The sequence below is a fragment of the Oceanospirillum multiglobuliferum genome (assembly GCF_900167095.1).
Taxonomy (GTDB): Bacteria; Pseudomonadota; Gammaproteobacteria; order Pseudomonadales; family Halomonadaceae; genus Oceanospirillum; species Oceanospirillum multiglobuliferum.
Window position 1 is genome coordinate 24,373 of sequence record NZ_FUXG01000008.1, and the last position, 22,937, is coordinate 47,309.

Genomic DNA, 22,937 nt, shown 5'->3' on the forward strand with positions numbered 1-22,937 from the left:
ATGTTTTCTAATATGAGAATCAGAACAAAGGCGGTGGCTTACACCATTTTTGTTGTTTTATTTACAGCGGCAGTCTCTTTGGTAGGCTCTTTGATCATCAGTATTAGTCAGACTACTGAGGACAATCACCAACGCCTAAATACTGCAAGCTCTATGTTTATTCGTAGTTTTAACCGTCTACCCAGCCAGTTAAACGCACGTTATGAGAATTTTCAGCAGCAAGAAAATCTTGCAATTCAAACTCTGAAAACAATTGAAGCAGGTTGGAGCTTAGAAGTAGGGTTGGCATTTACGGGCAATTTTGACCTATATGATAAAATTCTACTAGGTGATCAAACATTAGAACAGTTAGCGTTTTACTACGCGCCAAAACTGGTGGGAGAGGAAAAGCTAGCGCTGTACTACGACAATAAAATTGGTGCTTTGGTACAGATTGAAGAGCAGCAGCATTTTAAACGCCTGCCGATTGGTCGCCAACAGATCAAAAACCCAAATATATTTCCTGAGCGCTACAAGCCCTCCGACGAATATGCCTTACAGGTGCGAGGCAATGATATTGTATTAATCGCAGAAAAGTCTTACTCCATTGAAACCGCAACCGACCCATATCCTAAGCATATTGGTACTTTTGTATTCACTAAAGCGGTAAATCTAAATCTTGAGGCACTGAACAAGGAGTTGGGCGTCGTCATTAACCTCTACGACATTAATGGCAAAGCCGCCTCAGGCGAGGTTGAGATGCCGGATTTAGATCTCAAGCAAAACTATAGCTTCAATCAACTGACGCTTTTGAGTGATAAACAACAACAAACTTATGATGCCATTTTGGTCCCCTTAGTTGTGAATCGCTCAACGGTAGGCTACGTGTCTGTGAGTATCTCGCAGTCTCTTACCATGCAGCGCATTTTTGATACTTTAAGCCTGTTTGGTTTATTGGCCTTAATCACAGTCGGCGCGGTAACACTGCTATCAGGACTATTAGTGTCACGCTGGAGTAACACCATTGCAAAGCTTAGCCGAGTCGTAGATGAGTTTGCTAAAGGCAATCTCAACGAACCAATCGAGGTTAAAGGTGACGACGAACTGGGCGCACTTGCCAGTAATTTTGCTGTAATGCGCGATTCCCTTAAAGATCAAATGAGCCAGCTGCAAAGTAAAAGCGAAGAGCTGGCTGAGATGAATAACAACCTTGAGCAGATGGTGGCGCAACGTACTGAAAAGTTAAACCTGTTACTAACAGAGCTAGAAGCCGCTAAAAATAAAGCCGAAGGCGCAGCCCAAGCTAAGTCTAACTTTCTAGCCAACATGAGTCATGAAATCCGCACTCCCATGAATGCTGTCATTGGCTTGAGTCGCTTGCTGCTAAATACCAAGCTCGACGAGATGCAAAGTGATTACCTTAATCGTATCCAAGAAGCATCTGACACTTTATTGGCGGTGATCAACGATATTCTTGATCTGTCTAAAATTGAGGCTAACAAACTTGATCTTGAGAACACAGAGTTTGAGCTAGAAAATGTAATTAAAAAAGTGGTGAATGTTTGTGCTTACAAGCTTCATGAGAAAGACCTAGAACTGGTGGTTGATATAGCGCCTGATGTACCTTATGTACTATACGGTGACCCTCTACGCCTGCAACAGATCTTAATCAACCTTACAAGTAATGCCGTTAAGTTCACCGAAACGGGTAGCATTTATTTCCATATTTCTCGCCTAGAGGCTGAAGATAATCACATTAAACTTCAATTTCATATCAAAGATACTGGTATTGGTATGACAGAAGAGCAGCGTAACAAGCTCTTCTTATCGTTTTCTCAAGCTGATGAATCTGTTACCCGAAAGTATGGTGGCACAGGGCTAGGTTTAGCCATTTCTAAACAATTAACTGAGATGATGGGTGGTTCAATTTGGGTTGAAAGCGAGTTGGGCAAAGGTTCTAGCTTTACTTTCACCGTCGTATTGGAGCATCAGCCACAGGTCAATAGTGGGCAGCATTTAGTTAAGTTAGCGCAGGCGAAGTTAAAAACCCTAGTCGTAGATGACTCTGACATCGCCCGTAAAGTGTTATTAGAGCTACTGAATGCACTGGGTATAGAAGCTGACAGCGCTCATGACGGCCAACAGGCAGTGGATAAGGTGATTGCCGCAGACCAAGCCAACGACCCATACGAGCTGATTCTTATGGATTGGAAAATGCCGAGAATGGATGGCATTAACGCCGCTAAGCAAATTCAAGCCCGCGTAAAGCATGATGCACCACATATATTAATGGTTTCAGCTTATGATAAAGATAAAGCCAAGCGCTTAGGTCTAGAGGCAGGTATCAAACGGTTTATTGAAAAGCCTATCAGTCAATCCTCTCTTGTGGATGCCATTGTCAGCATGACTAGAGGTCAATATGACTTCTATGATCAGAATAACGTTATAAACGCCAGCGTCCCAGATCTTAGCCAATATCGTTTGTTACTAGTAGAAGACAACGAAGTTAATGAAATTGTTGCAAGAGGCTTTTTAGCCAGCACTCACGCACAAATAGACAGCGCACAAAATGGGTTAGTCGCACTACAACGTTTACAAGAGCAGCACTATGACCTTGTTTTAATGGATATTCAAATGCCCGAAATGGATGGTTTAACCGCTGCAGGTAAAATCAGAAATGAGCTAGGTTTAAAAGATTTACCTATTTTGGCAATGACAGCTCATGCCATGGCGGGTGACGCGAAAAAGAGCCGCAATGCGGGGATGAATGACCATATTACAAAACCGCTCAACCCAGACATCCTCTTTACCAAACTCGCACAGTATTTAGGGCAACATATCCCTGTAAATACAGCGCAAGATACCGCTCAAAGACCCATGAGTGCGTTAACAGCAGAGCAGGCATTACAGTTAGACCAGCTTAAAACTCAAACCTCACTTGAGGTTGATGTTGCCATCTCGCGCCTTCAAGGCAATGCAACGCTTTATTTAGAACTAGTCACCTCCTTTTGGCAGGAAAAACAGCAGAAACAGCAGCAGTTAAAAGCATTTCTCGATCAAGAGAGTTGGGATAGTCTTTATCGTGAAGCCCATACCCTAAAGTCAAATGCTGAATATATTGGCGCATCTCTGCTTTCGAACGCAGCAAAATCATTAGAGCTAGCAGTAACACAACAATCTTCAGATATTGAGTGGCTACTAACACAAGTTTTAAATGAATTGGAACTGCTTTTGACCCCTTTAAATAGAGTGTTGAATCAACAAACACTAAATAAAAACAAAGACACCGATAAAAATCAGCCTCAATTGACCCCGATGACTGACGCAGAGCAGAGTAATATTGTTGAATTACTGCAACAGTTGAAACCTCTGCTACAACAGAATAATACAGATGCAGAAGCACTTGCGGACTCATTGTTTGACTTAACTAGGCATACCTCAGTCGCCAACTTAGGCGAATGTTTGTACGAATTAATCAATGATTTTGAGTTCAGCGCAGCACTTGAGTGTTTAGTTCAAATCGAGCAGCAAATCAAAATAATAACAACTGAGACACAGCGCGTTTAATCTATGAACCCTAAAGATATGCTTCCAATACAAACTAACCATTCAGAACATAAGTTCACTATTTTGTGTATTGATGATGAAACTAGCAATCTCAAAATTCTCTCTACATTATTGAGAGGCGATTACCAAGTTATCGCCAGTAAGCAGGCGTCAGAAGGGTTAGCAAAAGCCATTGAAACGCAACCCGACTTGATTTTACTTGATGTGGTGATGCCTGAAATCAGCGGCTTTGAGCTTATTGTGCAGCTGAAAAACCACCCAAACCTGCACAATACACCTGTCATTTTTATAACTGGCTTACAATCTCCAGCGGATGAGGCGATGGGCCTAAAGCTGGGAGCCTGTGACTATATTCATAAGCCTTTTAATGCCAGCATTGTATTAGCAAGAGTTAAGACTCACTTGGAAATTGTGCGCCAGCGGCGATTATTAGAGCGCTATGCCAATATAGATACTTTGACGGAGCTACCTAATAGAAGAAAATGGGATTTAGATACAGCGGAGCGCATTAAGGTTTACAAGCCCCATCCAGAACTATCATTTGTTGGCATCATAGACATTGATCACTTCAAACTTTATAACGACCGTTATGGGCATCAAAAAGGCGATACTGTTTTAAGGAAAGTCTCTAATCAAATTGCGCAATACCTGCATGCATTTGGTGGTCATCTGTATCGTTGTGGAGGTGAGGAGTTCTTTTTTTTCCTGCCTACCACTCAAGAAACCTCTATAGAAAAGCTACTACAAGGCTGCTTACAGGCAGTACGTGCTCTTGCACTCGAACACGAGGACTCACCTACAGCACCTATTGTCACCGTTAGTATTGGCGTGGCAACTTGTTCATTTGCTAATGCTGCGGAGGTCAATAGCGCACTTAATCAAGCCGATCAACTCTTGTATCAAGTAAAACACAGTACTCGCAATGATTATTGCTGTAATGTTCAACTCCAAAATAGCTAGGCTCCTACGTATGTTTTTACCAAGAGCCTCTATATTTGATAATCCCTTACCGGGAGTTTTGTTCAAGCGTTATCTTTGACTTCAATATTGTACCGTGCCACTTCCCATTACCCTTAAATAGATAAATAGGGGTGGCACAGTTATGAATATTTAAAAATGGCTATACGCTGAATTGCTGTACCATATTTTCTAAGCGGTGAGACAGATCAGACAATGTTTGGCTGCTTTGCTCAACTTTATGGGAGGCTAAGGCAGTTTCAGAGTAACGTTGTCGAATATGACTAACATTCCTATTAATTTCTTCAACCGTTACGCTTTGCTGTTCTGTAGCGGTTGCAACTTGAGTATTCATATCTGTAATTTTGACAATAGACTGGCTGATCTCATCTAGTGCTGTTTGAGCATTGTCGGCATGTTGTGTACTTTCTCTCACCTGATCAAAGCTATGCTGCATGACCTTGATAGTTTGATCTGAGCTTAGGCGTACACGACTGATCACCGCCTCAATCTCTCGGGTTGAGTCTTGAGTTCTCTGCGCTAATGTACGCACCTCATCAGCAACCACCGCAAAGCCCCGCCCCTGTTCACCGGCACGAGCAGCCTCAATCGCCGCATTTAACGCAAGTAGGTTAGTCTGCTCTGCGATAGTACGAATAACGTCAACCATACTTTCAATATCTGCGGTATCAGCACTTAGGCTGTTCACTGTTTTACTTGAATGCGCTAAATCTTGTTCCAACTGACGAATGGCTGAAATGGACAAACCTACAACGCTTCGACCTTCCGCCGTTTGCTGATTCGTATTATCAGCTTGTAGCATAGCATCAGCTGCATACTGTGCTACCTCTTGCACAGTGCTATGCATCTCTTCCATTGCAGCCGCTAGCATTTCAACTTGTTGGTGCCCCTCACTAATGTCGTGCTCCATTTGATGAGAGACTTTTAGCGTATTGTCAGCAGAGGCTGACAATTGCGTACTGGCCTTACGTACCTGCTGAATAATTTCAACAAAGGCATCCAACATGTTGTTAAAAGAATGAGCGGTTTGTCCAATTTCATCACGACTGAAGACAGGGATACGTGGTCTCAAATCGTGCTGCTGTGCAATTTTCATAATCATCTGATTTAGATTGATGAGCTGCCCTGAAATAATACGAATCACGCTCAGGCTTAATAAAATAATCGCTGCGACCATACCGATCTGTATTCCCGCAAGGGTGATTAGACTATTCTCTGTAGCAAGCGCTTTTTGCTCAACGCGTTGTATGAGTGTATTAGAGCCTTGTTCACTCAGCCGATACAGCTGCTCTCTCCAGCTTTGGCTAAGCTTATGCCAGTTTTCTTTAGATTGGCCTATCCCAAAATTACCATCTAGGTATATCTGACGTATGCTGCCATGTAGCTTATTGATCTCTTGACGAGTTTGGCTCTTTTCGATCTCTAGCAATGCTGCTTTGAGTGATGAGTCATCAACCAGATCCGAAAATGATGTTAGATAAGTCGCTTGCTCACTAGAGAGTTTGATAAAACGTCCATAATAGCCATCAGGGAAAGAGTCATTACTGAAAGTGTGACTTAGAATCCACTCCTCCTGTGCCGCACGCACTTGCGCAGATAGAAGCATTGTTAATGCATTTGCAATAGGTGCGGTCTCACTATGAGTATTCATTCGACTTAATTGGTCGACAACATTTTTGATCTCTGTAATGAGTGCAACATAACCCTGTGACATTTTTATCGGGTCTTTATGCTGCTGAGCCTGAGTTCTAATTTCAAGCAACTTTTGAAGTGAAATCTCTAGCTGTTGTAGCTGACGTTGTAGGTCGGCATGACTGAGCTGTTGTACTGCGACCTGCATAGCTGATCGAAAACGCTCAAGCTGCTGGTCTGTGCGCTGCACGGTGTAGGCAGTATCAGTGTCAGATTGATAGCTACTAGCTTCATTCATAAGCTCATACGAGGTATGAACACTTTCCGTCAACAATTCGGTCGAGAATTGTAGCTGTTTCATCTCCTGGTTAAGTTTTAAACGATCATAAAAAGTAATGCCTGCGTAGTAGAGCATGCCCGCTAAAGGCAAGAGTAATACAGCAAACAGCTTGACTCTAATAGATAAGTCTTTGATTTTCTGCAGCATATAGGTAGATCCGGGTTCTGTCGCTTTGCGCTAATTTATTGTTTTTAGAATGACCATATAGTCATGCTGTAGACTATAGTATAAATTTTAATGTGATACATAATTCTTTTTGTTTTTATTTATTATGAATCGAAAAAGGATAGACAAAATTAGAAGTGGAAACTGCCGATGTAGCATTGTGATTAGGCTAGTTGAGACAACAGAAGTTTAAGAGACGCTATGCACTTATAAGATCAAAACACTTTACTCAAGTGCACAGCTATTTATGAATGGGGGGGTAAAGCATTATCGCTCAGCGTTTCCAACGAAACTGTTGCCATTGCAGCTGCTGTGGAAGATCCATAAAGCTCCAAGCAACTATACGACTTACTTTTTGCCCTTGTTGCATCTCTATGGTTTGAACTTGTTTGGCATTAACTGCTTTTAATGCTTGATAAAGTGCGGGTAAATTTTCTTTTTTAGAAACTAGACTGCTAAACCATAAGCATTGCGCTGCATACTCGGAGCTTTCTTTAACCATCTGCCGCAAAAATGCAATTTCCCCCCCTTTGCACCAAAGTTCGGTTTGTTGGCCGCCAAAGTTAAGCGTTGGTTTTTTATTTGTTTTCGAGGAAGGCTCTCGGCTTAGGTTTAAATTACGTAGTTTACGCTCAGTACCTGCACTAGCCTCTGCTTCTGAGCTATGGAAAGGAGGGTTACACAATGTCAAATCAAAGTGTTCACCAGCCTGAATAATATGTTTGAATATTTTCTGGCTATCGGTTTGCAGGCGATACTCGATTTTGCCTGATAAACTTTGATTGGCTCGTATTAGCTGCTTCGCACAGTTCACTGCAATAGGGTTAATATCAGACCCCACAAAAGACCAGCCGTAGCTTTGGCTGCCAAGAATAGGGTAAACGCAGTTAGCTCCAGCACCAATATCCAATACTTGAATATGCTTACCCCTCGGGGGCTGTTTGGCATGCGGTTGTGCTAATAAGTCCGCTAAATAATGGATGTAGTCAGCACGCCCTGGAATTGCAGGGCATAAGTAGCCTTCTGGTATATCCCAAAAAGAAACGTTGTAGTACTGCTTCAGTAATGCTCGATTAAGGTGCTTTACTGCTTCGGGGTCTGCAAAGTTAATAGAATGATGCCCTTTCGGTGTGACAACAACAAAAGGTTTTAAGTCTGGTAGTAGGGCCACTAATTGGTCAAAGTCATAACCTTGATTGTGGGGGTTTCTGGGATGTAATCCATTTTTTAAAACTTGCTGTTTTTTAACCATTACACCTTGACTCATTATTAACTTTTTAAGCGTGCGCATTGTAACAGCCTAAGCAATATTATCTACGTTAGGGCATAATAGCGCCCTACTCTAAGCTCGATGGCGTACGTAACTGTGGAACTATTAAAAACTGATTTTTTGGGTCAACCCTTGCGACTAGAAGCCTCTATGGCAGGCTGGCAAATACTATATTGGGGCGATCAGCCCGTTGCAGGTAAAGATGCTGACGGTCAAGCTGATGGAGACTTCAGTTTGAGTTTTGATCTCAAAGATCCTGATAATGGCAATGTATTACACTGCACGGTTGATTTTCAGGTCAGTTGGCAGCCTTTTCTATTCAGTTATCAACTGAAAATAAATAATGACACTATCCATGAGGGACTGCGTAGCACTAAAGATATTGAACGCCAGATACCTACAATTAAGCCCCAAACTAAGCAAAAGCCGAGCATGGTAGGCTTGCTCTCATTGGGTTTTAAACTCTTAAAAAGTGCAAAAATAATTAAGGTTGTCTTGGCTGGTGCGAGCTTGGCTGCATATTCATGGCTGTTCTCTCTACAATTTGCATTAACTCTAATTGCCTGTTTGGTGATACATGAGTATGGCCATATCCGAGCTATGAAATATTTTGGCATGCCAACCAAAGGCATCTACCTGATTCCTTTTATGGGAGGGCTTGCGCTCAGTGATGGCAAAATAAACACTCGTTGGCAAGATGTGGTGATCTCTTTGATGGGGCCATTCTTCGGCCTTGGGATGTCAGTTTTAATGCTGATCGCCTATTGGATAACAGGTAATCAGTTCTTTGCTGGTGTTGCAGCGTTCAATAGTTTGCTCAATCTGTTTAACTTGTTGCCTATTTTGCCGCTCGATGGAGGGCATGTTCTAAAAAGCATTAGCTTCTCTATGAACAGCGTAACTGGGTTGATTTTATGTGCGCTTGGTGCCGCATTGGGGATTGCAATCAGCTATAGCTTTGGTTTGGCATTATTGGGCTTTTTGTTGTTGGTTGGCAGTGTTGAAATTTTCTTCGAGTGGAAAACACGCCATGCGAGTCATTTGCTGCCATTAGATCGTTATGGCCAGATTGTTTCAGCATTATGGTATGTTGCGACCGTAGCAGGGCTGGTTGCTATTATCATATATTTTGCTGGTAGTGGTGATGCAGTCTTAGGCTTACCGCTTAAAATATTAAATGCTTAGTTTATTATTTGAAACTAAGAGACTTTTCGATAAAAAAGCGCCTGTTAGTCATCTAACAGGCGCTTTTGCTTTATCACGTAGAATGTTAGGCGCTTTGTTCCGCAGTTAATACTTGTGCAATCGCATCGCCTAGTTTCGCCATACCTGCACGAATATCTTCGTCAGGGATAATCAGTGATGGTGCAAAACGAATCACGTTCGGGCCAGCTACTAACATTAACAAGCCATGTTCGCGGGCAGCAGCTAAGAACTGTGCTGCCTTACCATGCCATGCGGGTACTAGCTCGGCTCCAATTAACAAACCACGACCCCGTACTTCTGTGAAGATGTTGTACTGGTTATTAATTTTCTCTAGTTCTTCTTCAAATACTGCACGTTTAGTTGCAACGCCTTCCAGTACTTCTGGCTGGTTGATAATGTCTAGCACTGTTTCTGCCACCGCGCACGCTAGAGGGTTACCACCGTAAGTGCTACCGTGAGTGCCAAAGCCTAAGCTTGGTGCTACTTTGTTAGTGGTAAGCATTGCGCCTATAGGGAAGCCACCACCAAGTGCTTTTGCTGTCGACAGGATGTCAGGTGTTACACCCAGCTCCATATACTGATACAGACGGCCTGTACGGCCTACACCTGTTTGTACTTCATCATAAACCAGTAGTGCATTATGTTGGTCACACAGCTCACGTACGCCACGGGCAAACTCTGCATCGGCAGGAATTACGCCACCTTCACCTTGCATTGGCTCCATCACAACCGCACAGGTCTTATCTGAAATAGCCGCTTTTAAGGCTTCTAAATCGTTATAAGCAACATGAGTAATAGCACCTGGTGCAGGCTCAAAACCTTCACGGTACTTGGCTTGGCCACCGACTGATACAGTGAATAATGTACGGCCATGAAAACCTTGGTAGAACGCAATAATTTCGTTTTTGTCTGCACCAAAATTATCGTATGCAAATTTGCGTGCTAATTTGAAAGCGGCTTCGTTAGCTTCTGCGCCAGAGTTACAAAAGAACACTTTGTCTGCAAAAGTTGCATCGGTTAGCTTTTTGGCTAAGCGTAAAGCAGGCTCATTAGTGAAAGTGTTACTTAAGTGCCACAGTTGATCCGCTTGCTGCTTCAGCGTTTCAACCATTGCAGGATGGCAATGGCCTAGTGCATTAACTGCAATGCCGCCTGCAAAGTCGATGTATTCGTTATTGTCTTGATCCCAAACGCGAGAGCCTAAGCCACGAACTGGCACCATCTGCTGTGGGTTGTAGTTAGGCACCATGACTTCGTCAAATAGAGCGCGTGTTACTTGCAGTGTGGACATACCGATTTCTACCTTATTGATTCAGCCTATCAGTTTGGCTGAAGTATGAATATTGTTATGAAAAACCGCTAGATACAGTATCAATAAAAGTTCGGCACTATAACATAGGCAGATTTACATATGAGCGACATAAATTTGCGCTAAGCTGACATTTAACAAAGATCCGAAGCAATATTAGACATAAGTCGGTATCCTAGGGGTATAAACTTTAGTCAAATAATCGTGCAAAGGAGATTGTCATTTGGTCAGCACCGTCGATGCTCAGTCTAAACAGAGCCGCCCTCCTTTAAAGTACGGCTTTTTGCTTTTACCCAACTTCTCATTGATTGCTTTTTCATCTGCGATAGAGCCTTTGCGGATGGCAAACTGGGTAACGGGCGACGAGTGCTACGAAACGATATTGATCAGTCACGACGGTGAACCTGTTGCCAGTAGTTTTGGTGTTAAAACTATCGTCGATTGCAGTCTGGATAATATTCCGATGTTAGATGCTGTATTTGTGTGTGGCGCTAGTCCCATCGCCCGCACAGGTAACGATGCCATTATCGCTTGGCTTCGGAAACAGCGTCAAAGTGGTATGGCTATTGGCGGTATAGGCACAGGTTCTTATCTTCTCGCCTGTGCAGGTTTATTAAATAACCATAAAGCGACCATCCACTGGTGGGATATTGAAAGTTTGCGTGAAGACTTTCCACTAACACAGGTTACCAATAATTTATTTGAGATTGATAATAAGCGTTATACCTGTAGTGGTGGTACTGCTGCGATGGATATGATGCTGTTTCTGATCAGTCAGCGACACAACATGGATTTGGCCGCATCTATTTCTGAGCAGTTTGTTTGTGAACGTATGCGCGCCAGTGATGATCAACAACGCATTCCACTTAAAGCGCGTATAGGCGTTAGCCAGCCTAAACTCATTGAAGCGGTACAATTAATTGAAGCTAACATAGAAGAACCTCTCAGTGCGGATGATTTAGCACGTCATGTCGGTGTCTCTAGGCGTCATTTAGAGCGCTTATTTAAAAAGCACTTACAAACAGTACCTTCTAAGTATTACCTTGAGCTACGCTTAGATCGTGCTCGTCAGATGCTCAGGCGCACAGATAAGTCGGTATTACAGGTGGGCCTAGCCTGCGGTTTTTCCAGTGCTTCTCATTTTAGCACCGCTTATCGTAGTCATTATGGCTTAACCCCGAGGGAGGAGCGTAAAAAACTCAGCGAAGTAGAAAGTCATGAGTTAAATGTTACCTCCAGATCAATTTTGCTAGAAAATCATTAATTTTTAGTGTTATCAATCAGATAGAGATGATTTAAACTATAGGCACTTAATGTCTTTATTGTAGAAATACTCCAGTAGATCACCCTGATAGGGGGTCGCTTGAGGTGAATTCAATGGCCGATTTTGAAAATATACAACACGGCTATTCTGATACTCTCAAATTAAGATCGACTACCTTAGACCGTACCACAAGTTTCTCGTAGAACCTTGGAGCGCACCGTAGTCTCATATCAGGCAACCTAGAGAAGAATAACATGCCAGAAAATAGCGTCATTTGCTTAAAGAATATTCATAAATCCTTTGGTGACCTGAAAGTCTTAAAAGGTATCGATCTACAAGCCCATGAACATGATGTGATCTCAATTATTGGTTCCAGTGGTTCTGGCAAAAGCACTTTTTTACGCTGCATCAATCTACTGGAAACACCTACAGAAGGGGAAATTTGGATCACGGGCGAGAAGTTAAAGTTAGCCCGCAATAAGAAGGGGGACTTAGATGCCTCTGATCCTCGTCAGCTGGCCGCTATGCGTGCACGGGTGGGTTTTGTATTCCAAAACTTCAACCTCTGGCCCCATAAAACACTGCTAGAAAACATTATTGAAGGCCCAACTCAAGTATTGGGTAAAAGCAAAGATGAAGCTATCGCTTATGCAGAGCAGCTTTTACGCCGTGTCGGCTTAGAAGAGCGCAAAGACTTTTACCCAAGCCAAATTTCTGGTGGTCAACAGCAACGTGTTGCTATTACCCGCACCTTAGCAATGGACCCACAGTTAATTCTGTTTGATGAGCCAACCTCTGCACTTGATCCTGAACTGGTCGGTGAAGTACTAGGCGTGATGCGCGACTTAGCAGGCGAAGGTAGAACTATGCTGATCGTAACTCATGAAATGCAGTTTGCACGGGAAGTGTCTAATAAAGTGATGTTTCTACATCAAGGTCAAGTAGAAGAGTTTGGTCATCCTGATCAAGTTTTTGGTAACCCTACCTCTGAACGCTGTCGTGAATTTATTTCTTCTGTTTACTAAGCAGAACAGCTTTCATTCTTTTTGATTTGAGGTACTTCTGATGTTTGATCTCAAAGGCTTTGGTGATCAACTGCTAGCAGGCACAATGGTGACAATTGAGTTGGCTTTGGCCAGTTTGGTTGTGGGTTTGTGTTTGGCAATTTTAGCAGCCACCGCACGTTTATCTGATAACTGGTTTGCTCGAAATATCGCACTGGCTTATACCAGCGTGATTCGCGGTATTCCTGAGTTGTTAACCGTTTTAATCATCTACTTCGGTTCTGCCACTGCGATTATGGCCGTAGCAAGACTATTTGGTTACGATGAATATATCGAAATTAGCCCATTTGTAGCCGGTGTGATTGCATTAGGGCTAACCTTTGGCGCTTATGCCAGCGAAGTGTTTCGTGGGGCAATTATCGCCATTCCAAAAGGCCAGCGTGAGGCGGGTTTAACTATTGGTATGTCACCGCTCAAGATTTTTTGGCGCATCACTTTGCCCCAAGTTTGGCGCTTGGCTTTACCTGGTTTAGGCAACTTATTTCTAGTGCTGCTGAAAGATACTGCGTTGATTTCGGTGGTTGGTTTGCACGACCTAATGCGTAAAACCACTGAAGCGGTAAGCTACTCAAAAGAGCCATTCTTGTTTTACAGTGCTGCTGCCTTTATCTATTTAGCACTCACCATCCTAACGATGGTTTTTATCCACTTTATGGAAAAACGTAACAGTCGTTGGGGGGATAAATAATTATGGATTTTAACGTTATCATTCAATACTTTCCGCGTTTGCTGGAAGGTGCAATGACCACTCTAGAGTTGGTGGTGGTTTCAGGCCTAATCGGCTCGTTGCTTGCCTTGCCTCTTGGTCTTGCCCGTCACTCGCATCGCCCTTGGTTATATGCTCTGCCTTATGCCTACATCTTCTTCTTCCGTGGCACGCCCTTGCTGGTGCAGATCTTTTTGGTGTACTACGGTTTAGCTCAGTTTGAATTTGTGCGTGAGAGTGCGCTTTGGCCTTATCTCAGAGAGCCGTATTGGTGTGCGATTATCGCATTTTCACTGAATACCGCTGCTTATACCGCAGAAATATTGAGAGGGGCGCTGGGTAACGTACCCAGAGGTGAGATTGAGGCCGCCAAAACTATTGGTATGCGTAGGGTGATGCTTTACCGTCGTATTATGCTACCAAGAGCATTTGGAATGATCATGCCTGCTTATGGTAATGAGGTGATTCTTATGCTGAAAAGTAGTGCCTTGGCCTCGACAATTACATTGTTAGATCTAACGGGGACTGCACGTACTATTATCGCCAGAACTTACACCCCAATTGAAATTTTCTTAGCTGCTGGCTTTATCTACCTAATGCTAAGTTTGATCATCATCCAGTTCTTCCGCTTTTTAGAGAAGCGTAGTAATAGACACTTGGTCAGTACTCGCTAACTTTCTCGCTTCAGCGCTATTGAAGTTGTCTATTTGATAACTTCAATAGCGCCTCTTCTTTATCGCCTATTAACCAAATAGATGCCTGCTGCAACCAATCCCAGCGCTATTGCAAAATCTAAGCTTAAAGGTTCGTTCAAAATCAACCACGCGAATAACACACCAAACATCGGCGTCATAAAGCTAAAAGTGGCAATCCGAGAAGCTTGATAGTGACGAATCAACCAAAACCAGCCTAAGTATGATAAGAATGCAACCACCACAATTTGAAATAGCATGGCAAGCGTAACACTTTGATCAAGCATAAAGATGCCTTGCTCACCCATTAACACTGAAGCGACAGGCAAAATCACCGCAGAGATACCAAGTTGATAGAGCAAAATACGTGCAGGCGAACTGGCTGCTTGTGGGCTGGCTTTAATCACCAATGTGGTTGCACCCCAAAGAATAGCTGCACCTAAAGCCAAAAGATCTCCCATTAAGCTGTGTATGCTGGAGGTGTTAGCCTTGTCTGAAAAAGCTAAAACAACCCCAACAAAAGCGCACATCATGCCGAAAAAATGTGCCGGACGCATGCGGTCAGTGGGCAACAGAATTTGCGCGCCTATGGCGACAACAAAAGGAGAAGTGTATAGGAAAATGGTCGCCCGAGCGGCTCCGGTATATTCCAAAGCGATATACAGCAACAAAAATTCAGCCGCAAATAAAAGCCCTGCCAATATACCCCAAAGTTCAGCGCCATCTCGTTGCCAAATTTTTTCGCCTTTGTAACGCATCCATAACATCAACAGAGCAGCAGCGCCGATAGAACGTAACCCCGCCTGCATTACGGGAGAGATCCCTTCAAGGGCAAATTTAATCGCGATCTGTTGTAAACCAAAGTTAATACAGAGCAAAGTTAACAGGCCAATGGCCAGCGCATCTAATCGTTTTGCGATCATGATCAGCCTTAAAAAAAGATAGGGAGCCGCAGAATAAAGGGTAGGCCAGATTATTACCAGAGAGGAGGACAGAGAATGGTTGTTCAGGCCGAGAAACCTGAACAACCAAAATGCCAAATTAAGCTTCAGGCATAGTCAAAGCTTCAGGAGATACGATAATGCCATTGTTATCGGCATAAACGAACTCACCCTGGCGGAAGGTTACACCGCCAAATGTTAACTCAACACCCAACTCACCAATGTCTTTTTTCTCGCTTTTCATTGGGTGAGAGCCTAGTGCTTGAACGCCTAGATCTAACTCAGCCAGCACGTCAACATCACGTACACAGCCATACATAATAATGCCTTCCCAGCCGTTTTTAACGGCTTTTTCTGCCAGCATATCGCCTAGCATTGCACAGCGGAATGAACCACCAGCATCTACAACCATCACCTTACCTTCGCCCGGCTGATCAACCATTTGCTTAACTTTTGAGTTGTCTTCAAAGCACTTGATCGTAACAATTTCACCACCAAACGAGCTAATACCGCCAAAGTTAGTGAAAATTGGCTCAACAGCCTTAACCAAATGCGGATAAGCATCACATAGATCAGGTGTTACATACTTCATATTTTAAACTCCCATTGCCCTTTTTAATTAACAGCCAAAGCTGTTATCTACGATTAACAGAACACACTGTGCCAATATGCCCTGCTGATTGCTTTTATAATGTGCCGCAGGCATTTTCACACAAGCGTTGGCAAGGGTCACTTGGTCAAAGGTAATAATTGAGCATGAAACACCTTGATTTAGAAAGAATAAATAGACTAACCCTATTAATTTCAGAGGCTTATTTGTCTTTTTCTAAGCATATGATCTGCTTTAAAAGCGGAAACTTATTGGTTTTGTCATGTATCCGAACTATTATTTCCGCCTTTCTTAAGCGGCCAGACAGATCCCAATGTTACAAAACAGTGAATTACTCAAGCAGCTAAAACAACAGATTCAGGAAAGTGTGCCTAAAATTGAAGGCACAATTAAAGCCACTGAAAAAAGTTACGGCTTTTTAGAGACCGATAAAGGTAAAAGTTACTTTGTCGCGCCTCCTGAAATGAAAAAAGTGCTGCACGGGGATCGTGTGATTGCCAAAGTAATATCAAAAAATGGCAAAGACTCGGCAGAACTAGAATCATTGGTCGAACCAGCGCTCAATCGCTTTATTGGTCGAGTCACTTTTTACAAAGAACACCTACAAGTATTGCCTGACTACCACCTGCTAAATCGGGCATTGCCTGCTGTTGCTCCAGACCTAAAAGAGATTGAGTTTAAGGAAGGGGATTGGGTTGTCGCTGAATTAAAACAGCACGCGATGAGTCAGAATCGCTTTCAGGTTTGCATTACTCGTTGGATAGCCCGTGACCAAGATAACGGTTTACCTTGGCTGGTTGCCTTGGCAAAACACCAGTTGCCAACAGATGCACCACAGGCAGAAGAAGGTGCACTGGTTGAACTGCCAGACTGTAGCCATCGCCGTGACCTAACCGCATTGTCAATGTTTACCATAGACAACCACAGCACCCGAGACATGGACGATGCATTGTATGCAGAAGCTTTGGCAGAGGGTGGCTGGCGCTTAGTCATCGGTATTGCTGACCCTAGTGCCTACGTAGCGGAAGGTAGCACGCTAGATAAAATTGCCCGTGAGCGTGGTTATACCACCTATCTACCGGGAAAAAACGTACCGATGTTACCGCGTCAATTAAGCGATGAACTTTGCTCATTGCAGGCACATGTACGTCGACCTGCGTTGTGTTGCGAAGTGCTAATTGGCACTGACGGCAGTATAACGGGTACCCCAAGCTTCTTTACCGCTTGGATCGAATCTAAAGCGAAACTCAGTTATGACGAAATTTCAAACTGGTTAGAGCTAGGCGAGCCGCTATATCATGACATCAACCTGCAAACTCCTTTGCAAGCTCTAAAAGAATTGGCCGAGGCCAGCAATCTATGGCGTCAAAACAATGCAGTTGTATTCACTGATCGCCCTGATTATCGCTTTCGTTTTGACGCTGAAGGCAAGGTTTTCGCTGTAGTGTCTGACCCTCGCCGCATCGCACACCGCATGGTAGAAGAAGCAATGGTAGTGGCTAATATTTGCGCCGCACAGTTTTTAGCCAAGCACAATGTCGGTTTGTTCAATACCCATATCGGGTTTGAACCTGAAAAACTGGCCGAAGTGGTTAGCCTACTAATAGAAAACGGTTATAGCACAAGCGTTGAAACCTTAGGCACCATTGAGGGCTATAGTGCTTTCCGTCGCCAGTTGCAAGCAGACAACAACCTTTGGTTAGAAATGCGCCTACGTCGCTATCAAGGTTATGTATTAACCCAGAATCACCCCGCTCCGCATTACGGTATGGGTTTGTTGGGTTATGCCACATGGACTTCGCCAATTCGTAAATATAGTGACTTGCTGAACCATCGCCTAATTAAAGCCATCTTGTCTGATGAAACTCCTGTTAGTCCAGCGCCAGAAGTGGGTGAAAAGCTAGATCAGCAGCGTATAGCCAGCCGTGTTGCAGAACGCGATGCTAGCCAGTGGTTATATTGCCAGCTGCTCACCTCCGCGGTAGAGGCTGAAACTGTTTTTGAGGGTGAAATTTTTGATATTAGCCGTGGCGGTATGCGAGTGCGTTTGGTGGAAAATGGTGCTACACCTTTTATCCCCGGTGGCATGATTCATAGTGAACGCAAAGAGATGACCTTAGATAACCACTCGGGCTGCATTATGATCAAAGGCAAGGCAGTTTATCGTCTAGGCGACTTAGTGACTGTACAACTGATCAAAGCAGACGAAGTGCGCCGTAGCTTGATCGGCAAGTTGGTGTTACCTGTGGAGGATAAGGCAGCAATCCCTGATGAGACTCAGCAACAAACAGAGGTTACTGAATAAGCATACTTTTTAAATCTCGACTTAAGCTTTAAAGCAAGGACTATTTATTGCATTGGATAGTCCTTCCTATTATCTGGCTTAATATAAAGAGGATTTCAAATATTCACATGGCGGGACAATAGCAATGTTTTTAACAAAAAACAGATTCAAAAAAACACTTTTAGCTTGTACTGCGGCAGGCCTTTTACTAAGTGGACAAGTTGCTTTAGCACACAGTCATCACTGTAAAGACACTGAATTAAGTAAGCTAATGGAAGGCATGAAGGATGATTTAAAAGGGTATGTGGCGGCATTTAAATCTTCCAAAACTGAAGAGATGCAGATCCGAGTACAGCAGTTGCTAGATGCCACTATAGCAGCTAAAGACCAAATACCTCTGAAGCTGCAAGAAGCACAGCCTATGCCTAATATGAAAGCCGATGAACATAGCAATATGGCAAATATGGCGGGCATGTCTCATGGCGAGCATATGGAACATATGCGTTATTTAGAAGGCATAGATAAACTAAACCAACTACTAGCGGATCTACAAGCCGCAGGTACGGATAGCAATAAAATTAAACCGTTGCTAGGTGAAATTAAACAACACAGCAAATCAAGCCATGAGGCGTTCCGAAAAGAGTGTAAGCACTCGTAGTGTGTACCAAGCTTATATAAACAAGGGCTGAAACAGCCCTTGTATTTATCATATTAGTGCTATAGTGAAGTTAATAAATGGGTTCAGGGATGAGCCAAGTTGTTATGCTCATAATAATAGGCACTAGACTATGAAAATTTCCCAGAAAATCGCACTATTAGCCTCGGTGACCATAGTGGTTACCTTTACAGCTTATTCATGGCTGCAATATCAAACTGTTAAAAACACTTTATTAGAGAAAACCCAACAAACCACTCAAGAGGCAGCTACAGTGTTGGGCTATCAAATCACTAACTGGCTTAATGCCAAGTTAGGGCTAATTGATTTAATGGCGCAGACTATTGATCAAGATTTCAATGCTGACACTATTCAACGTACTTTTGATCTGCCCATGTTAAAAAAGGAGTTTATTTTAATTTTTGGAGGGTTAGAAACAGACGGTAAACGTATTACCAACGATGTGAGTTGGAACCCCCCAAATTGGGATGCTCGAAAACGTCCTTGGTATCCCTACGCAAAAAACAACAAGCAGGCGGTACTGACAGACCCTTATCCTGATGCAGCAACCAAAGAGATTTTAATTTCAGCGGTAGCCAACTTTTCAAAAAACGGCCAGTTTATGGGAGCATTTGGTGGAGATTTAAGTTTAAAAACAGTTTCTGACGCACTGAATAAACTTAACTTTCACAACACAGGTTATGCATTTTTGGTAGATGCTAAAGGCAGTATCATCAGCCACCCTAATGCCGATTTAAACAGCAAGTCTTACAGCACACTTTTTGATGGCCAATCTCCTACTATGTCGACAGACCTACATGAAGCTAGTGTTAATGGCGATCAAGTTTTAACAGCTTTTTACAAGCTGGAGAACTTATACGGCAGTAATTGGCTGGTAGGTGTAGTACTGAATAAACAACAGGTAATGGCTGAAGCAAACAAACTAGGTATTACCGCAGTGATTGCTACACTGATTAGTGCGCTAATATGCAGTGCTGCGCTTTATATCACCTTAACCAAGCAGCTGGCACCACTGCAAAATTTACGCAAATCCCTACAAGAGATTAACAGTGGTGAAGGGGATTTAACTCGCCGTTTACCTGTTGGCCGCTTAGATGAGTTTGGGCAAGTATCGACTGACTTCAATCGGTTTGTTGAATATCTGCAAGGATTAATTGTTCAGATTAAGCAGATCACCTCAGAAGTGAGAGACAACAGCGCTTTAATCTCTGACTCTGCATCAGGCGCTTCTGGTCATCTAACGGCACAACTGTATGAATTAGATCAGCTGGCAACGGCAATGAATGAGATGTCGGCCACAGCACAAGAGGTCGCACAAAATGCTCAACATGCCGCAGATGCAGTCAACCAAGCAGATGCAGCTGCCGCAGCTGGTGCTGATGTAGTGGCGCACACCAGCTCGGCTATCGAATCGCTGTCTAATGATATGGAAGGGGTGGTAAAAACCATCAACGATTTAGCCAGCTATAGCAATAATATTGAGTCTATATTGACGGTGATAACAGGCATTGCTGAACAAACTAATCTGCTGGCACTCAATGCCGCTATTGAAGCCGCCCGTGCAGGAGAAACAGGTAGAGGCTTTGCGGTTGTGGCGGATGAGGTGCGCGCCTTGGCTTCTCGTACCCAGCAGTCGACAGAAGAGATTAAAAATATGATTCAGCAGTTGCAATCTGGGGTTAGAACTGCAGAAAGCACTATTCTAAAAAGCCGAGATCGTGCTAAACAAACTCAACTTGAAGCCAGTAAAGCCAATGAGGTGTTAACCAGTATTCGCACGAGCATCTCTGACATAAGTCAGATGACGATTCAGATTGCCACGGCGGCTGAGCAGCAAAGCGCAACAGCGGAGGAGATCAACAGAAACGCGTCTAATATTCGTGACTTAGGGCAGTCGGTGGCAGATGGCGCTAAAGACCAAGAACAAAGTTGTAAAACAATGGCAGGATTGGCCTATCAGCAAGATGACTTGTTAGGCAAGTTTAAAGTTTAACAAAAACTGTACGCCCCACATTTTGCTTCTTGCGGTATGCATTGATGCAAAACAGTACAGGCAGGGCTGAGATTTTATACTCAGCCCTGTTTTTTATAGATCGAGCCGACAACAGCTATTTCAATCTAAACGGTGGGCTAAGCTGTTTTAATTCACCTTGCTTCTGTGTCACACCACGAGCAACAAGTTGAACATGGTGCTGCGCTTCATCAAAAGACAATACTGGCTCTACACAAGCATCGACCTCTGAGAAAACTTCACACCAATGAGAGAACGAGTGGCGAAGGAAGGCTTCTGCAATGGCTTTTTTCACTTTGGCTTGGCTTTTAGGTCTAAAGTCTGTACAAGCTTCTGTTAAGCTTTCTAGATTTAAACAAGCCAGTAAACTTTTCTGAAACTGTGGTTCTAAGCTGCCAACGGCCATATAGCGCCCATCTTCTGTTTCATAGTAGTCGTAAAAAGTACCGCCATTTAACCAGCCTGTTTCCGCCTCAGGTTGCTCACCGCCTGCTAATGCAGTAGCGCCTGCCATTGCGTTTAGAGCGAAGGCTGCATCAGTCATACTGATGTCTATATATTGCCCCTCACCTGTTGTTTGACGATGTATCACGGCGGCTAAAATAGCCATTACAGCATGGTGAGATCCACCTGCAACATCTGCAATCTGCATCCCTTGTGGCACTGGTGCATGGCCCTTTCTACGGCTGTAATGTACAAGCCCACTGAGGGCTAGATAGTTAATATCATGGCCAGCACGATCACGATAAGGGCCAGATTGGCCGTAGCCTGTAATGCTGCAATAGATGATTTTAGGGTTAATGGCCTTAAGTTCTTTATAACCCACGCCCAATCGAGACATAACCCCCGGTCGAAATTGCTCGACAATAATGTTGTACTCTTGAACCAGTTGATGCACTTTAGCAACAGACTTAGGGTCTTTTAAATCTAGTGCTAAGTGATTCTTTTTTTGGTTGAGTTGACGATAGGCCGCAGATTGTCCATCAATTTGAGGCTCTAAGCCTTTGACTAGATCAGGGCGGGTTGGAGACTCAACAGATAAAACTGTAGCGCCCATATTGGCTAGCAACATTGTGGCGTAAGGGCCAGGTAATAATGTGCTGAAATCTAAAATTTTCAACCCTTGCAAAGCTTTCATGTACAACCCTTTTTAGTTTTTATAATTTGAGACTTATCAGTGCGGATAAAAATTATGGTTTAGGCTTTATCTGCTAGGCGTTTTTGTATTTCGATTACTTGAGGTAAAACTCTTTTAAACGCCTCTACAACATTAGGGTCAAAGTGTTTACCTTTTTGCTCTTCAAATAGTGCTAAGGCTTGTTCTGTTGACCATGCTTTTTTGTAGGGGCGAACAGAAATCAATGCATCATAAACATCTGCAATACTGGCAATACGTGCGGTAATGGGGATGTTTTCTCCTGATAAACCTTCAGGATAGCCGCTGCCATCCCATTTTTCATGGTGGTAAAGCGCCACCTCTCTTGCAACTGTGAGTAGTTCTGAGTCAGGGTGTTCTAAAATTTGTGCACCAATCAGAGGATGAGATTTAATCACTTCAAACTCTTCATCGGTCAGCTTCCCTGGTTTACATAATATGGCGTCTGGAATACCCAGTTTACCAATATCATGCATAGGTGCTGCGGATGCTAATGTTTCCGCATTTGCAGGGCTGAAACCCAACTCTAATGCGACAAGCCGAGTATATTCAGCCATACGCTGCACATGTAAGCCTGTTTCATTGTCTTTGTACTCTGCGGCTAAGCCTAGTCGTCTAATCAATTCTTTTCTTGAGTTAGCCAGCTCTTGGGTTCTAGCTTCAACTTGAGCCTCAAGATTTTTCTGCTGATTAAACAAAGCTAAGTGTGTTTTTACGCGGGCCAAAACAATAGGTGGGCTAATAGGCTTTGTAATATAGTCTACTGCACCAAGCTCTAAACCCTTGGCTTCATCACCGACATTACTCATAGCGCTGATAAATATAATGGGAATATGCTTGGTTCTTGCATCTGCTTTAAGCCGACTGCACACCTCATAACCATCTATACCGGGCATCATGATGTCCAGTAAAATCAGATCCGGCAGAACTCCAGAGTAGATTCGATTCAATGCCTGCTCGCCATCTTTGGCTACAATCGTACGGTAATTGTCCTTTAATAAACCTACCAGCACACTGATATTTACCAAAGTATCATCAACGATTAAAATCGTTGCTTTGGTTGCTAAACTCTCCTGAGACTGCATTC

At 43.4% G+C, this 22,937-nt stretch carries 17 protein-coding genes; 10 read left to right on the top strand and 7 right to left on the bottom strand.

Going from position 1 to position 22,937, the window contains the following annotated elements:
• Positions 1-12: 12 nt before the first annotated feature.
• Positions 13-3,546, top strand: a complete 3,534-nt coding sequence (locus B5D26_RS07005) for a response regulator (RefSeq protein WP_159445609.1) — start codon at positions 13-15, stop codon at positions 3,544-3,546.
• An 18-nt stretch (positions 3,547-3,564) separates the two neighbouring features.
• Positions 3,565-4,506 (top strand): GGDEF domain-containing response regulator, encoded by a 942-nt coding sequence (locus B5D26_RS07010; RefSeq protein WP_159445610.1) that lies wholly within the window; start codon positions 3,565-3,567, stop codon positions 4,504-4,506.
• Positions 4,507-4,666: 160 nt separating this feature from the next.
• On the opposite strand, the gene B5D26_RS07015 is transcribed toward B5D26_RS07010, so the two are convergent.
• Positions 4,667-6,643, bottom strand: a complete 1,977-nt coding sequence (locus B5D26_RS07015; RefSeq protein ID WP_078745028.1) for a methyl-accepting chemotaxis protein — start codon at positions 6,641-6,643, stop codon at positions 4,667-4,669.
• 292 nt (positions 6,644-6,935) lie between these two features.
• Positions 6,936-7,928: a 23S rRNA (adenine(1618)-N(6))-methyltransferase RlmF gene (gene rlmF / locus B5D26_RS07020; RefSeq protein WP_234985220.1), complete on the bottom strand. Its 993-nt coding sequence runs from the start codon at positions 7,926-7,928 to the stop codon at positions 6,936-6,938.
• Positions 7,929-8,027: 99 nt separating this feature from the next.
• Between rlmF and B5D26_RS07025 the strand changes: the two genes are divergently transcribed.
• Positions 8,028-9,116 carry a site-2 protease family protein gene (locus B5D26_RS07025; protein ID WP_200810634.1) on the top strand — a complete coding sequence of 363 codons (1,089 nt, stop codon included), beginning with the start codon at positions 8,028-8,030 and terminating at the stop codon, positions 9,114-9,116.
• A gap of 85 nt (positions 9,117-9,201) precedes the next feature.
• Here the strand turns inward: B5D26_RS07025 and B5D26_RS07030 are convergent, their stop codons facing one another.
• Entirely contained in the window at positions 9,202-10,428 is a 1,227-nt protein-coding gene (locus B5D26_RS07030; protein ID WP_139776627.1) for an aspartate aminotransferase family protein, read from the bottom strand.
• 241 nt (positions 10,429-10,669) lie between these two features.
• Between B5D26_RS07030 and B5D26_RS07035 the strand changes: the two genes are divergently transcribed.
• The 4 genes from B5D26_RS07035 (at position 10,670) to B5D26_RS07050 (ending at position 14,154) form a co-directional block, all read left to right on the top strand.
• Positions 10,670-11,710, top strand: a complete 1,041-nt coding sequence (locus B5D26_RS07035; RefSeq protein ID WP_234985221.1) for a GlxA family transcriptional regulator — start codon at positions 10,670-10,672, stop codon at positions 11,708-11,710.
• A 254-nt stretch (positions 11,711-11,964) separates the two neighbouring features.
• Positions 11,965-12,735 (top strand): ABC transporter ATP-binding protein, encoded by a 771-nt coding sequence (locus B5D26_RS07040; RefSeq protein WP_078745030.1) that lies wholly within the window; start codon positions 11,965-11,967, stop codon positions 12,733-12,735.
• 40 nt (positions 12,736-12,775) lie between these two features.
• The gene (locus B5D26_RS07045; protein WP_078745031.1) at positions 12,776-13,462 is read left to right on the top strand and encodes an ABC transporter permease; all 687 of its coding nucleotides are present in this window, start codon (positions 12,776-12,778) and stop codon (positions 13,460-13,462) included.
• A gap of 2 nt (positions 13,463-13,464) precedes the next feature.
• Positions 13,465-14,154 (top strand): ABC transporter permease, encoded by a 690-nt coding sequence (locus tag B5D26_RS07050; RefSeq protein WP_078745032.1) that lies wholly within the window; start codon positions 13,465-13,467, stop codon positions 14,152-14,154.
• Between the two features lie 59 nt (positions 14,155-14,213).
• Here B5D26_RS07050 and B5D26_RS07055 read toward each other — a convergent pair whose 3' ends face one another.
• Both B5D26_RS07055 and rraA read right to left on the bottom strand, forming a co-directional pair.
• Complete coding sequence (locus tag B5D26_RS07055) at positions 14,214-15,095, bottom strand: DMT family transporter (protein ID WP_078745033.1); 882 nt, start codon at positions 15,093-15,095, stop codon at positions 14,214-14,216.
• Positions 15,096-15,213: 118 nt separating this feature from the next.
• Positions 15,214-15,705 (bottom strand): ribonuclease E activity regulator RraA, encoded by a 492-nt coding sequence (gene rraA, locus B5D26_RS07060; protein ID WP_078745034.1) that lies wholly within the window; start codon positions 15,703-15,705, stop codon positions 15,214-15,216.
• A gap of 331 nt (positions 15,706-16,036) precedes the next feature.
• Here rraA and B5D26_RS07065 point away from each other — a divergent pair, with 331 nt between their 5' ends.
• The 3 genes from B5D26_RS07065 to B5D26_RS07075 all read left to right on the top strand — a co-directional run bounded on the left by B5D26_RS07065 (position 16,037) and on the right by B5D26_RS07075 (position 20,676).
• Positions 16,037-18,028, top strand: a complete 1,992-nt coding sequence (locus B5D26_RS07065) for an exoribonuclease II (RefSeq protein WP_078745035.1) — start codon at positions 16,037-16,039, stop codon at positions 18,026-18,028.
• A gap of 124 nt (positions 18,029-18,152) precedes the next feature.
• Positions 18,153-18,665 carry a hypothetical protein gene (locus B5D26_RS07070; protein ID WP_078745036.1) on the top strand — a complete coding sequence of 171 codons (513 nt, stop codon included), beginning with the start codon at positions 18,153-18,155 and terminating at the stop codon, positions 18,663-18,665.
• A gap of 130 nt (positions 18,666-18,795) precedes the next feature.
• Positions 18,796-20,676 (top strand): methyl-accepting chemotaxis protein, encoded by a 1,881-nt coding sequence (locus B5D26_RS07075; protein ID WP_078745037.1) that lies wholly within the window; start codon positions 18,796-18,798, stop codon positions 20,674-20,676.
• A 115-nt stretch (positions 20,677-20,791) separates the two neighbouring features.
• On the opposite strand, the gene B5D26_RS07080 is transcribed toward B5D26_RS07075, so the two are convergent.
• Positions 20,792-21,832: a CaiB/BaiF CoA transferase family protein gene (locus B5D26_RS07080; protein ID WP_078745038.1), complete on the bottom strand. Its 1,041-nt coding sequence runs from the start codon at positions 21,830-21,832 to the stop codon at positions 20,792-20,794.
• A gap of 59 nt (positions 21,833-21,891) precedes the next feature.
• Entirely contained in the window at positions 21,892-22,935 is a 1,044-nt protein-coding gene (locus B5D26_RS07085) for an HD-GYP domain-containing protein (protein WP_078745039.1), read from the bottom strand.
• Between the last annotated feature and the right edge of the window lie 2 nt (positions 22,936-22,937).

Bases quoted from the DNA above. Each gene is read 5' to 3' on its own strand.
- B5D26_RS07030 (WP_139776627.1), bottom strand. From the start codon at position 10,428: ATGTCCACACTGCAAGTAACACGCGCTCTATTTGACGAAGTCATGGTG.
- rlmF (WP_234985220.1), bottom strand. From the start codon at position 7,928: ATGAGTCAAGGTGTAATGGTTAAAAAACAGCAAGTTTTAAAAAATGGA.
- B5D26_RS07040 (WP_078745030.1), top strand. From the start codon at position 11,965: ATGCCAGAAAATAGCGTCATTTGCTTAAAGAATATTCATAAATCCTTT.
- B5D26_RS07065 (WP_078745035.1), top strand. From the start codon at position 16,037: ATGTTACAAAACAGTGAATTACTCAAGCAGCTAAAACAACAGATTCAG.
- B5D26_RS07055 (WP_078745033.1), bottom strand. From the start codon at position 15,095: ATGATCGCAAAACGATTAGATGCGCTGGCCATTGGCCTGTTAACTTTG.
- B5D26_RS07015 (WP_078745028.1), bottom strand. From the start codon at position 6,643: ATGCTGCAGAAAATCAAAGACTTATCTATTAGAGTCAAGCTGTTTGCT.
- B5D26_RS07010 (WP_159445610.1), top strand. From the start codon at position 3,565: ATGCTTCCAATACAAACTAACCATTCAGAACATAAGTTCACTATTTTG.
- B5D26_RS07070 (WP_078745036.1), top strand. From the start codon at position 18,153: ATGTTTTTAACAAAAAACAGATTCAAAAAAACACTTTTAGCTTGTACT.
- B5D26_RS07005 (WP_159445609.1), top strand. From the start codon at position 13: ATGAGAATCAGAACAAAGGCGGTGGCTTACACCATTTTTGTTGTTTTA.
- B5D26_RS07085 (WP_078745039.1), bottom strand. From the start codon at position 22,935: ATGCAGTCTCAGGAGAGTTTAGCAACCAAAGCAACGATTTTAATCGTT.
- B5D26_RS07075 (WP_078745037.1), top strand. From the start codon at position 18,796: ATGAAAATTTCCCAGAAAATCGCACTATTAGCCTCGGTGACCATAGTG.
- rraA (WP_078745034.1), bottom strand. From the start codon at position 15,705: ATGAAGTATGTAACACCTGATCTATGTGATGCTTATCCGCATTTGGTT.
- B5D26_RS07050 (WP_078745032.1), top strand. From the start codon at position 13,465: ATGGATTTTAACGTTATCATTCAATACTTTCCGCGTTTGCTGGAAGGT.
- B5D26_RS07080 (WP_078745038.1), bottom strand. From the start codon at position 21,832: ATGAAAGCTTTGCAAGGGTTGAAAATTTTAGATTTCAGCACATTATTA.
- B5D26_RS07045 (WP_078745031.1), top strand. From the start codon at position 12,776: ATGTTTGATCTCAAAGGCTTTGGTGATCAACTGCTAGCAGGCACAATG.